The sequence below is a fragment of the Gemmatimonadota bacterium genome, assembly GCA_041390125.1.
Classification (GTDB): Bacteria; Gemmatimonadota; Gemmatimonadetes; order Longimicrobiales; family Gaopeijiaceae; genus JAGQIF01.
This window is the reverse complement of sequence record JAWKQN010000034.1, coordinates 1-13,113: the sequence shown is the minus strand read 5'-3', so window position 1 is coordinate 13,113 and position 13,113 is coordinate 1. Positions and strand designations below refer to the sequence as shown.

Here is a 13,113-nt window from a genome sequence, read left to right as displayed (position 1 = left end):
GTCACCCGACCGTCGAGTCCGAGGACCTGCCGCCCGAGATCCGCTTCCGAGGGTTGAGCGGGAGCCCGAGCGCGGCAGCCGGGGCCTTCACGCTCCCGGACGAGGGCGTGGACCTGGAGGAGGTGGAGCGGACCCTGGTGGCGCAGGCGTTGGCGCGGGTGGAGGGCAACCAGTCCGCCGCCGCGCGCCTGCTGGGCATCACACGCTACGCGCTGCGCTACCGCATGCAGAAGTTCGGACTGGCCTGAGACGCCGGCGTCAGGTGGGCCAGCGCAGCACGAAGGATGCGCCGGCCAGCGGTCCGTCGGTCAGATGCAGGTCCGCGCCCATGCTGAGGGCGGCGCGGCGGCAGATCGCCAGACCGAGGCCCGTGCCGCGGACGCGGGTGGTGAAGAAGGGATCGAAGATACGCCGTCGGTTCGCCGGCGGGACGCCGGGCCCGTCGTCGCTCACGCGGACCTGGGCGGGGTCGATCTGGACGAGGACGCGGCCCGCCCCGTCCTGCGCCTGGGCGGCGTTCTGGAGCAGGTTGAGCAGGATCTGACCCAGGAGATCGGGGTCGGCCAGCGCCTCGCCCGCCCCCTCGACCTCGATGCGGGCGGCGGGGAACTCCCGCTGCACGAGCTCCACCGCGCCACGGACCGGATCGCCCAGCTCCACCTGGGCGAGGCGCGGCTCGGTGGGCCGGGCCAGGTCCAGCAGCTCGCCGACCATCCGGTCCAGGCGCCGCAGCTGACCGTCCACCTTCTCCATCACGGAACGGCGCCGGTCGTCCTCGTCCAGGGAGCGGGAGATGACCTGCAGCGCGCCCGAGATCCCGGCCAGCGGGTTGCGCAGCTCGTGCGCCACGGCCGCCGAGAACGCGCCCAGCTGGGCGAGGGTCTCCGACTGCCGCACGCGGGACTCCGCCTGGATGACATCCGTGAGGTCCGCCAGGTGCACCAGGGCCCGGGCGCGCGGGTGGTCGAGGGGCACGACCGAGATGCGGAAGCTGCGCACGCGTCCATCCTCCTCCACGTCGACCCGGGGCAGGGTCACCTCGTGGCCGGTGGCGAGGGCGCGCTCCACGCGCGCCTCCAGCCGCGCGGCGTGCACCAGGGTGCGGGGAAGCACGTCCAGGTAGGGACGGCGCACCGACGTCTCCCCCTCGAAGAGCCCCGTGTCGGACGCGGCGGCCGACGTCACGAGGCCTTCGGCGTCGATCAGGAGCACCGTGGCCGGGAGGTTGGAGACCAGCAGCCCCTGCAGGGTGTCCAGCTCCCGCTCCTCGCGCGTCTCGATGTACGTGTCCATCACCGTGGCGAGCCCCACGCACGTCAGCCGGTCGAAGGCCGATGCGAAGGCCAGGGCGCGCTCGGAGCCCCGCACCGCCTCCAGGCGGCTGCGCAGCTCCTCGCGCAGCGTCGACATGGTGGCGAAGACGTAGCGGGGCGGGACCCCGTGGATGACGTGCACCTGGCCGATGCGGCGCTGGCGCCCGTGGAAGTCGGCGTCGTGGGGGCCCGCCAGCACGTCCTCGATCCAGCGCACCAGGGTGCCCTTCAGCCGTTCGACCTGAGCTGGGGATTTGAGCACCGAACGGGCGTGCGGCGCCTCCAGGATGGTGGCGTAGAAGGCCTCGGCCACCTCACGCAGGTGGGGCCGCAGGTCCTCGAGGGCCTCGGCGAGCACGGTCGCATGCTCCGGCCCGAAGGCCACCATCTCCTTGAGCTCCTCGAACTCGGCCTGTGCGGGGGTGCCCGCCCCGCCTGTGCGATATCCCACAGCCGGAAGCCCTCCCGCGACGTCCTCTTTTTCCATGTCGTTCTATACCAATGACTTGCGCAGTGGCATGGGCTCTGCCCAAGGGGGCGCCGGTATCCGACCCGCACTCGCGACACAGGGAATGGTATGTCGGGACACAACCCCACGACATCGGATCCGCGCGCGGCGCACGCCGTCGCTCCGGGCGGACCGGCGTCCTATGACGACGACATCGTCAAGATGTTCCTCTGGGCCACCGTGCTCTGGGGGGTGGTGGGCATGCTGGTGGGCGTCATCATCGCCCTCCAGATCGCCTGGTGGCCGGCCAACCTGGGCCTGCCCTGGACCTCCTTCGGACGGCTGCGGCCCCTGCACACGAACGCGGTGATCTTCGCGTTCGGGGGCAACATCTGCTTCACGGGCATCTACTACTCGATGCAGCGCCTCCTCAAGACGCGCATGTGGAGCGACCTGCTGTCGCGGGTCCACTTCTGGGGGTGGCAGGCCATCATCGTCTCGGCGGCCATCACCTTCCCGCTGGGGATGACCCAGTCGAAGGAATATGCCGAGCTGATCTGGCCCATCGACGTGGCCGTGACGCTCGTCTGGGTGGCCTTCGCGGTGAACTTCTTCGGGACCATCGCCATCCGTAAGGTCCAGCACCTGTACGTGGCGATCTGGTTCTACATGTCCTTCGTCATCACCATCGCGGTGCTGCACATCGTGAACAGCCTGGCCGTTCCCGCCACGCTGTTCCGGTCGTACCCGATCTACTCCGGGATGACGGACGCCCTGGTGCAGTGGTGGTACGGGCACAACGCCGTGGGCTTCTTCCTGACCACGCCGTTCCTGGGCCTGATGTACTACTTCCTGCCCAAGGCCGCGGAGCGTCCCGTCTACAGCTACCGGCTCTCCATCATCCACTTCTGGGGGCTGGTCTTCCTGTACATCTGGGCGGGTCCGCACCACCTGCTGTACTCGTCGCTGCCCGAATGGTCGCAGACGCTCGGCATGGTCTTCAGCATCATGCTGCTGGCGCCCTCCTGGGGGGGCATGCTCAACGGGCTGCTGACGCTCCGTGGCGCCTGGCACAAGCTGCGGTCGGATCCGGTCATCAAGTTCATGGTCGTGGCCGTGAGCTTCTACGGCATGAGCACCTTCGAAGGCCCGATGATGTCCATCCGGGCCGTGAACGGCCTCTCGCACTTCACCAACTGGGTGGTTGGCCACGTGCACTCGGGCGCGCTCGGGTGGGTGGGCATGATCACCTTCGGCACGCTCTACTGGCTGGTGCCGCGGCTGTACAACCGTCCGCTCGCGAAGCCCGAGTGGGCCACGAAGCACTTCTGGCTCGCCACCATCGGGATCGTCCTCTACACGGTGGCCATGTGGGCGGCGGGTCTGATGGAAGGCCTGCAGTGGCGTGCCATCAACGAGACCGGGCAGCTCGCGCACCCGATCTTCGTGGACATCGTCAACCGGCTCGAGCCCTTCTACTGGATGCGCCTCGGCGGCGGGACGCTGTTCCTGATCGGCGCGATCATGATGGGCATCAACTTCATCCTGACCGTGCGGAGGCCGGCGCCCGAGGGCGCGCGTCTGACCGCGGCGGCGGCCTGAGGAGATCGACATGGCCGACAAGCACACGCAGTCGCACGGCGACTCCGAGAAGGCGTACGGACAGATCCACCGGCGCATCTTCGAAGGGAGGAGCGCGGTCTTTGCGGTGGTCACCGCGGTGGTCATCTCCATCGGCGGGCTCGTCGAGATCGTGCCCATGTTCACGGCGCACGGACCCGAGGCCCCGGAGGGCGTCACGCCCTACACGCCCCTGGAAGTGGCCGGGCGTGACATCTACGTCCGCGAGGGCTGCTACCTCTGCCATTCGCAGTGGGTGCGCCCCATGCGCGCCGAGGTGCTCCGCTACGGCGAATGGAGCCGGGCCGTGGAGTACACCTACGACCGACCCTTCCTGCTCGGATCGCGCCGGATGGGACCCGACCTGCACCGGGTCGGCGGGAAGTATCCCGACGCCTGGCACTTCGAGCACATGCGCGACCCGCGCAGCACGTCTCCGGGGAGCGTGATGCCACCGTATCCCTGGCTCTACGAACGGTCCATCGACCCGGAGGACGTCGCCGCCTCGGTGCGCGCGCTCCGGCGCGTGGGGACGCCGTACACCGACGCCGACGTCGCCAACGTCTCCGGCAGCCTGCAGGCGCAGGGGCAGGGCGTCGTGGATCGCCTGTCCGCCACCGGCTCCCAGACCACATGGGACAGCGAGATCGTGGCCCTGATCGCGTACCTGCAACGCCTCGGCGTGGACGGACGGCGGATGCTCAGTGAGCAGGCGGGAGACGCGCAATGAACCCGCTGATCCACGAAGCGGCTCGCTCCATCGAGCTGGGCTGGCTGATGGGCGTGATGACGGTCGTCTTCTTCGCGGTCTTCCTGGCCTGGACGTGGTGGGCGTACGCGCCCTCCCGGCGGGGCCTGATGGAACAGTACGGACGCATCCCCTTCGAAGAGGGAGGAGAGTAGTGGCCAAGGACACCAACCGCCTGCTCGGCCATACGGACGAGGCGGACGGCATCGACGAGTACGACAACCCCCTCCCGGATTGGTGGCTGGGCCTGTTCTGGTTCACCATCGTCTGGGCGGCGGCCTACGGGATCCACTACCACTTCATCGCCGAGCGCTCGGCCGAGAAGAAGCTGGCGGCCGAGATGGCCGCGGCCGAAGCGCGCTGGCCGGCGCAGGCCCAGGGGATCGCGACGTTCGCGATGACGCCGGACGCGATCGCGGCGGGCGAGCAGGTCTTCCAGACCAACTGCTTCGTCTGCCACGGGATGGCGCTGGAGGGCGGGATCGGACCGAACCTCGTGGACGAGGAATGGATCCACGGCGCACAGGTCGATTCCATCCTGCACGTCATCGCCAACGGCGTGCTCGACAAGGGCATGCCCAACTGGGGCAGCCTGCTGGGGCCGGAGAAGGTCAACCAGGTGGCTGCCTACGTCATCTCCCTCAACCCCGAGGTGACCCAGGAGTCCGCTCCCACGAGCGAGAACTAGGGTCCGACTGCCATGCTGGGCTTCAGCCATACACGCGAGTGGGTCTATCCCCAGTCCATCCAGGGTCGCTTCATGACCTTGCGTCGGTGGACCTTCGCGGGCCTCCACCTGCTGTTGTTCGTGGCCCCGTGGATCACCGTGAGTGGCTACCCGCTCCTGCGGATCGACATCCCGGCGCGGAGGGTCTTCCTGTTCGGGCAGATCTTCACGCCCTACGACACGATCTTCCTCCTCCTGCTCCTGCTGTTCCTCGCGTTCTCGCTGTTCTTCTTCACCGCCATCTTCGGGCGGATCTGGTGTGGATACGCCTGTCCCCAGACGGTCTTCCTGGAGACGTGGATCCGCCCCATCGAGCTGTGGATCGAAGGCGACCGGACCACGCGCAAGCGCCGCGACGCCCAGGGCCTCAGCTTCGACCTGGCCTGGCGCAAGCTCCTGAAGTGGACGCTGTTCGCGGCGGTCTCCTTCCTGATCGCCATGGCGCTGGTCAGCCTCTTCGCCGGCGCGCGGGAGCTGTGGACCGGGCGGGCCGGTCCGGTTGCCTACGCGTTCGTGGGGGTGGTGACCGTCGCCTGGTTCTGGGATTTCACCTGGTTCCGTGAGCAGTTCTGCAGCTACCTCTGTCCCTACGCGCGCTTCCAGAGCGCCCTGGCGGACGAAGAGAGCCTGATCGTCACGTACGACGAGGGTCGCGGCGAGCCGCGGGAGAAGGGGAAGCTGGCCGCGACGGAAGGCCGCTGTATCGACTGCAACAAGTGCGTGGTGGTCTGCCCGCAGGGGATCGACATCCGCAACGGCTTCCAGCTCGAGTGCATCCAGTGCGCCCGCTGCATCGACGCCTGCACCACCGTCATGGAGCCCTTGGGCCACGAGACGCTGGTGGCCTACGGCTCCGTCGCCGAATCGCAGGGACGGATCGTACGGCGCTGGCGGCCTCGCACGTTCGTGTACGCCGGGCTGCTGGCGGCGCTGGTCGTGGCCGGGGGAACGCTGATGGTCCGCCGCGTGCCCTTCGAGGCCGCGGTGAATCGGGCACCCGGCTCGCTCTTCGCGGTCGATCCCGACGGGTTCGTGCGGAACACCTTCCTCCTGGAGGTGACCAACAAGGATCCGAGGCCGGGCGCCGTGCAGTATCAGGTTGCCCTGGAGGGCGTGGACGGTGCCGAGATGCTGGCGCCCCCGCTCGAGCTGGGTGCGAGCGAGAGCCGCACGCTCCCGCTGGTGGTCCGTATCCCCGCGAACGCCGCCACCGCGCGCAGCCTGCCGCTCCGGGTCCGGGTGAGCAGCGACCGCGACGAGGTGGTCCTGCCGACGACCTTCCTGACCGGAGGAGCCATCCATGGCGGCGCAGCACGCTGATCCGCACACGCCCGAGCGGCGCGTCATCGAGCTCCGACGCGAGCACCTGTGGCCGGCCGCCATCGCGGTAGGGCTGCTGATCGTGGCGCTCGTGAACGCGACGTTCATCTATATCGCGGTCACCGGCGCGGACGAGGTGGTGCCCTCGTACGTCCACGGGCCGCGGTAGGCTCCGCCCCTTCGAGCCGCGGGCCATGCGTCCCACGGAAGCGCGGGTGCGGTTCGCGGGGGCCAGCACGTCGGCCCTGGCGGCGCCGGTCGAGGCCGCGCCGGTCGAGGCCGCTCCGATCGAGGCCGCGCCCTCCCCGGTCGCTCGCTGTCCCCACTGCGGCACGCCGGTCGAAGGCTCCGAGGACGCGTTCTGCTGTCACGGCTGCGAGATCGCCGCGGCCATCATCCAGGGCGCGGGCCTGGAGCGCTACTACCAGGAGCGGGAGGCCTACGCACCGCGTCCTGGCGCCCTCGACGGCGCGTGGGACCGTGTCCCGGTCGCGAGCGCCACCGACGGCACCTGCGAGGTGCGTCTCGCCGTGGACGGGCTGCGCTGCGCGTCGTGTGTGTGGGTCACCGAGCGCGTGCTCGAGGCCACGCCCGGCGTGGTCAGCGCCACCGTATCCTACGCGACGGGCCGGGCCACCCTGCGCTGGCGACCGGAGGCGGTGGACCTGGGCACGCTGGCCCGCCGCATCGGCCAACTGGGCTACCGGCCCCGCGTGCCCGGGGAGGAGCGCCGCGCCGATCGCGGTCTGCTGCTCCGCCTGGGGGTCGCCGTCTTCGCCGCGCTCAACGTCATGCTGGTGTCGGCGGCGCTCTACGCCGGGTGGCTCGGCACGATGGAGCCCCGCTTCGTCGCGCTGTTCCAGTGGACGGCGCTCCTCCTGGCCACGCCCGTGGCACTCTGGTGCGCCGAGCCGTTCTTCTCCGGGGCCTGGACCGGTCTCCGCCACGGCACGCTCTCCATGGACGTGCCCATCGCCCTGGCCGTGGGCGTCCTCTACGGACACGGCGTATGGGCCACGCTGCACGGCGTGGACGCCTACCTGGACTCGCTGACCATGCTGGTGGCGCTGCTGCTGATGGGGCGCGTCCTGGAGTCGCATTCGCGCCGGCGCGCGGCCGAGGCCGCGGTGGCGCTGGCGGGCACCGTGCCGGCGACCGCGCGCAAGCTGGGTCCGGCCGGGCTGGAGCGCGTCGCCGCCGCGGAGCTCGTGCCCGGCGATCGCATCGAGGTCGGCACCGGCGAGGAGGTGGCCGCCGACGGCGTGGTCCGCGAAGGCCGCGGTAGCGTGCGCATGGCGCTGCTTACGGGCGAGTCGGCGCCGGTGGCCATCGCGGCCGGCGCACGCGTCGTGGCCGGCGCCGTGCTCGAGAGCGGCTCGGTGGTGGTGGAGGTCGACGCGGTCGGCGGTTCCACCGTCGTGCACCGCATGGCGGAGGCGCTGAAGGGCGCGCTCGACCAGCGCGGTGCGCGCACCACGGTCGATCGCATCGCGCCCTGGTTCACGGGGGCGACGCTGGTCGTCGCAGCGGGCACGCTCATCGGGTGGTGGATGTGGGCGGGCGCCCTGCCGGCGCTCGAGGCCTGTGTGGCCGTGCTGGTGGTCGCCTGTCCGTGCGCGCTGGCGCTCTCGCGGCCGCTGGCGGCAGCGGCCGGGCTCGGTGCGGCCGCGCGCCGCGGCCTGCTGATCCGCTCGCCCGAGGCGCTGCTGGACCTGGGCGGCGTGGACCTGATCGCGCTGGACAAGACGGGGACGGTGACGGCCGGCGATCTGGTGGTGGTGGACGCGTCCGACGAAGCGCTGCGCGTGGCCGCCGCGCTGGAGCGCGGCAGCGTGCATCCCGTCGCGCGCGCCCTGGTGGACGAAGCGGTGCGCCGCGGCATTCCCCTGGCGCGCGCCGAGGACGTGGTGGAGGAGCCCGGCGTCGGCGTGCGCGGTCGCCTGGATGGACGGTCGTGGGAGATCCGCGCCGGCGCCCCCGGTGAGGTGGTCCTGAACGCCGAGGGTGCGATGCGCGCGCGCATCCAGATGGCGGATACGGTGCGCGCGGACTCGAAGGATGCGGCCGGGAGCCTGACGGCCCGCGGGATCCGCCTCGCGCTGCTGTCCGGCGATCGCGCCGAGGTGGCGGAGCGTATCGCGGCTGGCGTGGGCGTCGGCGAGGTGGTGGCGCCGGTGGCGCCGGACGCCAAGGTGGCCTGGATCGAGGCCCGCCGCGGAGAGGGACACCGCGTGTTGTTCGTGGGGGACGGGCTGAACGACGGGCCGGCGCTCGCGGCCGCCGACGTGGGCGTGGCCATGGGGGGCGGAGCGGCCAGCAGCGTGCTGGTGGCCGACGGCGTCGTGACCAACGGCTCCCTGCGCTCCCTGGTGGCCGGGCTGGCGGCGGCGGCGGCCGCGAAGCGTCAGATCCGCCTGAACCAGATCCGATCGATCACCTACAACGTGCTCGCGGTGAGCGCCGCCGCGGTGGGCCTGGTCAACCCGCTCGTGGCGGCCGTGCTCATGCCGCTCTCCAGCCTGCTGGTGATCCACGGCGCGTCCCGGGTCGAGGCCCGTGTGCGCGAGGCCGTGTCATGAACGCCCTGGTGTTCCTCCTGCCGGTGGCGCTCTTCCTGGGGGCGGTGTTCGTGGTGCTCTTCATCGTGGCCGTGAAGAACGGGCAGTTCGACGACCTGGACGACCCGCCCGAGCGGATCCTGCACGAGGATTGAGGGCAGGCTCGCCTCGACGGGGCCGGAGACGCGGCCGCGCGCTCGCGCAGACGACCGCGCTCTCAGAACACCATCAACGTGTGCACCTCCACCCCGGCCTTCGCCAGGCGCTCCGCACCGCCCAGGAGGGGCAGGTCCATCACGAACGCCGCCGCCACCAGCTCGCCGCCCGAGCGGCGGATGAGCTCCGCGGCCGCGAGCGCCGTCCCCCCGGTGGCCACCAGGTCGTCCACCAGCAGGACACGGTCCCCCTCGCCGATCGCATCCGCGTGGATCTCGATCGTATCCACGCCGTACTCGAGCTGGTACTCCTGCCCGATCACCTTGGAGGGCAGCTTGCCCTTCTTGCGGATCGGGACGAATCCCTTGCCCAGCACGTGCGCCACCGCTCCGCCCAGGATGAAGCCGCGCGCCTCGACGCCGGCCACGTAGGTCAGGTCGGCGTCCAGGAAGGGCCACACCAGCTCGTCCACGGCGGCGCGCAGCCCACGGGGATCCGCCAGGAGCGGCGTGATGTCCCGGAAGCGCACGCCCGGGACCGGGTAGTCGGGGATGGTCCGGACCAGGCCCGGGAGATCGAGGTTGCTGCGACGGTGATGCATCGGGGCGTCCTGTCGGGAGGGTCTCCCGCGAGGATACGGTCCGTCCGCGTGCCCGTCGAGAGGCGGGCCGAAGGACCCCGGGGGGTACCAGGATGCAGCGCACAGGAGGACACACCATGAGCACCACCACGACCCCTGAACGGCCCCGGGAGCGCCGGGAGCTCGCCATCGAAGGCATGCACTGCGCGGCCTGCGTGGGCCGGGTGGAGCGCGCGCTGGCGGGCGTGCCCGGTGTGGTGGAATGCTCGGTGAACCTGGTGGACGAGGCCGCGTCCCTCACGGTGGAGGCGGACGCCTTCGACGAGGGTGCGGCCACCGCCGCCGTGGAGAAGGCCGGGTACGCCGCCCACGCCCGCGGGCCCGCGGCGTCCGAGACCCGGGCGGACCGGGAAGCCGAGGAGGCCCGGCAGGACGACGCCTGGCACGAGGCGTTGCGCCGGTTCGTCGTGGGGGCGGTCCTGGGGCTGCCGGTGGTGGTCCTGGGGCACATCGGGTTGGTGCCGGGCTTCGAGCACCTCATGCACGACCGGCGCCTACAGGTGCTCGCGGGCCTGCTGACCCTCCCCATCGTGACCTGGGTGGGCGGGGGCTTCTTCACGCGCGCGTGGGCCCAGATCCGCCGGGGCGAGACCACCATGGACACGCTCATCGCGCTCGGCACGGGCGCGGCGTTCGTGTACTCCGTGGTGGCCGTGGCCGCGCCCGGCCTGTTCCCGGAGGGGACGGCGCACCCGTTCTTCGAGGCGGCCGCGGTCGTGATCACGCTGGTGGTGCTGGGCCAGGCGCTGGAGGCCCGGGCCCGCGGGCGCACGTCCCGGGCGCTGCGCGCCCTCCTGGAGCTCCGGCCCGAGCGCGCCCACGTGCTCCGGGACGGCCGCGAGGTGGACGTCCCCGCCGACGAGCTCCTGCGTGGCGACCGGGTCGTGGTGCGGCCGGGTGAGCGCATCCCTGTGGACGGCACGGTGCTGGACGGGCAGAGCGCCGTGGACGAAGCGCTCGTGACGGGGGAGAGCTTCCCCGTGCCCAAGGAGCCCGGCGACAGCGTGGTCGGCGGCACCGTCAACGGCGAGGGCAGCCTGGTCTTCCGCGCCGAGGCGGTGGGCGCCGACACCGTGCTCGCCCGCATCGTGGAGCGGGTGCGCGCGGCCCAGGCCAGCAAGCCGCCCATCCAGCGGCTGGCCGACCGCATCGCCGCGGTGTTCGTGCCGTCCGTGGTGGCCCTGGCGGTGCTGTCCGGCGTGCTGTGGTACCTGCTCGGTCCCGAGCCGCGGCTCAACTACGCGATCGTGGTGGCCGTGGCGGTGCTCGTCATCTCCTGTCCGTGCGCGCTGGGGCTGGCGACGCCCATCTCGGTCATGATCGGGATCGGAAAGGGCGCCGAGCACGGGATCCTGATCCGGAGCGGAGAAGCGCTGGAGACCGCACGCGCCGTGGACACCGTGGTGCTGGACAAGACCGGCACGCTCACGCTCGGCGAGCTCGCCGTCACCACCGTGCAGGCCGTGCCGGGCGAGGATGCGGACGAGGTCTTGCGCCTGGCGGCTGCGGCCGAAGCGCGCTCGGAGCATCCCGTGGCCCGCGCGATCGTAGCCTATGCGCACACCCGAGGCGCTGCGCCGGCGACGGGGGAGGAGTTCCGGTCGGTCCCCGGGAAGGGCGTGCAGGTGCGCCTCGACGGGAGCGCGGTCCGCGTGGGCGCGCCGGATTGGATCGCGGAGGGGGGGGCCGACCTGTCGGCCCTCGGTGCCGCTCTGGAGGAGGAGATGGCCGCGGGTCGTTCGCCCGTCGTGATCGAGCGCGACGGCACCGTGTTGGGCCTGATCGCGGTCGCGGACCGCATCAAGCCGGATGCGGCCGAGACGGTTCGGCGCCTGCGCGCGTCGGGTCGCGAGGTGGTGATGCTCACCGGCGATCAGCAGGCCGTGGCCCGGGCGGTGGCGGCGCAGGTGGGGATCGAGCGCATCCGGGCACGCGTGCTGCCCGAGCAGAAGGCCGCGGAAGTGGAGGCCCTGCAGCGCTCCGGTGCGCGCGTGGCCATGGTGGGGGACGGGGTGAACGACGCGCCGGCCCTCGCGCGTGCGGACGTGGGCATCGCCATCGGGTCGGGCACGGACGTGGCCATGGAGGCCGCCGACATCACGCTGCTCGGCGACCGGTTGGGCGGCGTCGCGGACGCGCTCGCCCTGTCCAGCGCCACGGTCCGCAACGTCCGCCAGAACCTGTTCGGTGCCTTCATCTACAACGCACTGGCCATCCCCATCGCCGCCGGCGCGCTCTACCCGTTCTTCGGCATCCTGCTGTCGCCGATGATCGCCGGTGCGGCCATGGCGTTCAGCTCGGTCACGGTGGTGGGCAACGCGAACCGTCTGCGGCGGTGGAGGCCCGGTGCCGTTTGATCCCGGTCTGGCGGAGCGCATCCGCGACGTGCTGGCCGAGCGTCACGATGTGGTGGAGAAGCGCATGTTCGGCGGGATCGCCTTCATGGTGTCCGGCCACATGTGTTGTGGCGTAGCCACCGAAGACCTGATGGTGCGGGTGGGCCCCGATCGCTATGCGGAGGCACTGGCGCACCCGCATGCGCGTGAGATGGACTTCACACGGAAGCCGCTCAAGGGGTATGTGTACGTGGCGCCCGCGGGGCTGGAGACGGACGAGGCCCTCGCCCGCTGGGTGGGACTGGGGCTGGCCTTCGTGGAGACGCTGCCGCCGAAGTAAGGGGGTGGAGAAGGCTCCGTGGGCCGGCCGCCGGGCTCCCCCTCCGTGGAAAGGGCCTCGCGCGGCAACCCACGCCCCGGCCCTTCCTGCACATCCCTTGCGCGGCTCACCGTATCATGTCATCGGTCTCACCGGATGACACATGCACCCGTCCCCCGCGGGTCCGGCACGGCATTCCAACGGCGACCCCGCCTTCCGATCGCCAGGCCGCGGCCCGGACCCCCCGGACTGGAGGCACGGTGGAGCGCGACGAATTCTTTCGGGAGATGTTGCGGGAGCTGGCGGGCGCCCTGGAGGACATCGTGGGCCTCGGCGAAGCCGTGGGCTACGTCGGGCTCGTGGGCGAGGCGGTCGGTGCTCGGCTGGACGCGGGCTTCCGCGAGGAGCTGGGGGTGGACCGTCTCGATCGGGACCAGGTGGCCGCCGTCCTGGTCGAGCTCAAGCGCCGCATCGGCGGCGGGTTCTCCGTGGAGCAACACTCCCCGCGCGAGCTGGTGTTCCGCAATCATACCTGCCCGTTCGGAGCGCATGTCCGCGGACGCCCCTCTCTCTGCATGATGACGTCGAACGTCTTCGGCACCATCACGGCCAACCACCTGGGGTACGCGCGGGTCGAGCTGGAAGAGACGATCGCCGAGGGCGCGCCCGGCTGCCGGATCCGGATCTTCCTGCAGGCCGGCGCCGCACCCGACGGGATCCGGGTGCGTGAGTATTTTGGCGCGTCCGCTGTCGAGGGGTGACCATGGAGCCCGGACCGTTGCTTCCGCTCGACCTCACGCGCCTCGCCCGCTTCCTGGGTGCGTGTCTGCTGCTCCTCGACGACGACGCCCGCGTCCTGGCCGTGGCCGGCGTGCAGGATCCGCTCTCGCTCCAGCCGGGCGACCGTTTGTTCGAATCCGTGGAAGAC

13 protein-coding genes and 1 pseudogene are annotated in these 13,113 nt (G+C 71.4%); 12 read left to right on the top strand and 2 right to left on the bottom strand.

What is annotated here, in order from left to right:
• Window positions 1-248 (top strand): helix-turn-helix domain-containing protein (locus tag R3E98_21570; protein MEZ4425999.1); only part of this gene is annotated, 248 nt, incomplete at its 5' end.
• 10 nt (window positions 249-258) lie between these two features.
• Here the strand turns inward: R3E98_21570 and R3E98_21565 are convergent.
• Entirely contained in the window at window positions 259-1,764 is a 1,506-nt protein-coding gene (locus R3E98_21565) for a protoglobin domain-containing protein (GenBank protein MEZ4425998.1), read from the bottom strand.
• A gap of 219 nt (window positions 1,765-1,983) precedes the next feature.
• Here R3E98_21565 and ccoN point away from each other — a divergent pair.
• From ccoN to ccoS, 8 genes and pseudogenes are all read left to right on the top strand, one after another.
• Window positions 1,984-3,291 (top strand): annotated as a pseudogene (ccoN, locus tag R3E98_21560) (cytochrome-c oxidase, cbb3-type subunit I).
• 82 nt (window positions 3,292-3,373) lie between these two features.
• A complete protein-coding gene (gene ccoO / locus R3E98_21555; protein ID MEZ4425997.1) occupies window positions 3,374-4,111 on the top strand; it encodes a cytochrome-c oxidase, cbb3-type subunit II in 738 nt (245 codons plus the stop codon).
• Window positions 4,108-4,284, top strand: a complete 177-nt coding sequence (locus R3E98_21550) for a cbb3-type cytochrome c oxidase subunit 3 (protein ID MEZ4425996.1) — start codon at window positions 4,108-4,110, stop codon at window positions 4,282-4,284. The genes ccoO and R3E98_21550 overlap by 4 nt, the downstream gene beginning before the upstream one ends.
• A complete protein-coding gene (locus R3E98_21545) occupies window positions 4,284-4,817 on the top strand; it encodes a c-type cytochrome (protein MEZ4425995.1) in 534 nt (177 codons plus the stop codon). Before R3E98_21550 ends, R3E98_21545 begins: the two co-directional genes overlap by 1 nt.
• Window positions 4,818-4,829: 12 nt before the next feature.
• The gene (ccoG, locus tag R3E98_21540) at window positions 4,830-6,176 is read left to right on the top strand and encodes a cytochrome c oxidase accessory protein CcoG (protein MEZ4425994.1); all 1,347 of its coding nucleotides are present in this window, start codon (window positions 4,830-4,832) and stop codon (window positions 6,174-6,176) included.
• Window positions 6,157-6,345 (top strand): hypothetical protein, encoded by a 189-nt coding sequence (locus tag R3E98_21535; GenBank protein MEZ4425993.1) that lies wholly within the window; start codon window positions 6,157-6,159, stop codon window positions 6,343-6,345. The genes ccoG and R3E98_21535 overlap by 20 nt, the downstream gene beginning before the upstream one ends.
• Before the next feature lie 25 nt (window positions 6,346-6,370).
• A complete protein-coding gene (locus R3E98_21530; protein MEZ4425992.1) occupies window positions 6,371-8,755 on the top strand; it encodes a heavy metal translocating P-type ATPase metal-binding domain-containing protein in 2,385 nt (794 codons plus the stop codon).
• A complete protein-coding gene (ccoS, locus tag R3E98_21525; GenBank protein ID MEZ4425991.1) occupies window positions 8,752-8,889 on the top strand; it encodes a cbb3-type cytochrome oxidase assembly protein CcoS in 138 nt (45 codons plus the stop codon). Before R3E98_21530 ends, ccoS begins: the two co-directional genes overlap by 4 nt.
• 62 nt (window positions 8,890-8,951) lie before the next feature.
• On the opposite strand, the gene R3E98_21520 is transcribed toward ccoS, so the two are convergent.
• A complete protein-coding gene (locus R3E98_21520) occupies window positions 8,952-9,491 on the bottom strand; it encodes an adenine phosphoribosyltransferase (protein ID MEZ4425990.1) in 540 nt (179 codons plus the stop codon).
• A 116-nt stretch (window positions 9,492-9,607) separates the two neighbouring features.
• Between R3E98_21520 and R3E98_21515 the strand changes: the two genes are divergently transcribed.
• The 3 genes from R3E98_21515 to R3E98_21505 all read left to right on the top strand — a co-directional run bounded on the left by R3E98_21515 (window position 9,608) and on the right by R3E98_21505 (window position 12,946).
• Complete coding sequence (locus tag R3E98_21515; protein ID MEZ4425989.1) at window positions 9,608-11,887, top strand: heavy metal translocating P-type ATPase; 2,280 nt, start codon at window positions 9,608-9,610, stop codon at window positions 11,885-11,887.
• Window positions 11,877-12,206, top strand: coding sequence for a TfoX/Sxy family protein (locus R3E98_21510; protein MEZ4425988.1), 330 nt, complete (start codon window positions 11,877-11,879; stop codon window positions 12,204-12,206). The genes R3E98_21515 and R3E98_21510 overlap by 11 nt, the downstream gene beginning before the upstream one ends.
• A 239-nt stretch (window positions 12,207-12,445) precedes the next feature.
• Window positions 12,446-12,946, top strand: a complete 501-nt coding sequence (locus R3E98_21505; GenBank protein ID MEZ4425987.1) for a methanogen output domain 1-containing protein — start codon at window positions 12,446-12,448, stop codon at window positions 12,944-12,946.
• Window positions 12,947-13,113 lie beyond the last annotated feature (167 nt).

Excerpts from the sequence above, each read along its gene's own strand:
- ccoO (MEZ4425997.1), top strand. The coding sequence starts at position 3,374 with ATGGCCGACAAGCACACGCAGTCGCACGGCGACTCCGAGAAGGCGTAC.
- R3E98_21550 (MEZ4425996.1), top strand. The coding sequence starts at position 4,108 with ATGAACCCGCTGATCCACGAAGCGGCTCGCTCCATCGAGCTGGGCTGG.
- ccoG (MEZ4425994.1), top strand. The coding sequence starts at position 4,830 with ATGCTGGGCTTCAGCCATACACGCGAGTGGGTCTATCCCCAGTCCATC.
- R3E98_21535 (MEZ4425993.1), top strand. The coding sequence starts at position 6,157 with ATGGCGGCGCAGCACGCTGATCCGCACACGCCCGAGCGGCGCGTCATC.
- R3E98_21530 (MEZ4425992.1), top strand. The coding sequence starts at position 6,371 with ATGCGTCCCACGGAAGCGCGGGTGCGGTTCGCGGGGGCCAGCACGTCG.
- ccoS (MEZ4425991.1), top strand. The coding sequence starts at position 8,752 with ATGAACGCCCTGGTGTTCCTCCTGCCGGTGGCGCTCTTCCTGGGGGCG.
- R3E98_21520 (MEZ4425990.1), bottom strand. The coding sequence starts at position 9,491 with ATGCATCACCGTCGCAGCAACCTCGATCTCCCGGGCCTGGTCCGGACC.
- R3E98_21515 (MEZ4425989.1), top strand. The coding sequence starts at position 9,608 with ATGAGCACCACCACGACCCCTGAACGGCCCCGGGAGCGCCGGGAGCTC.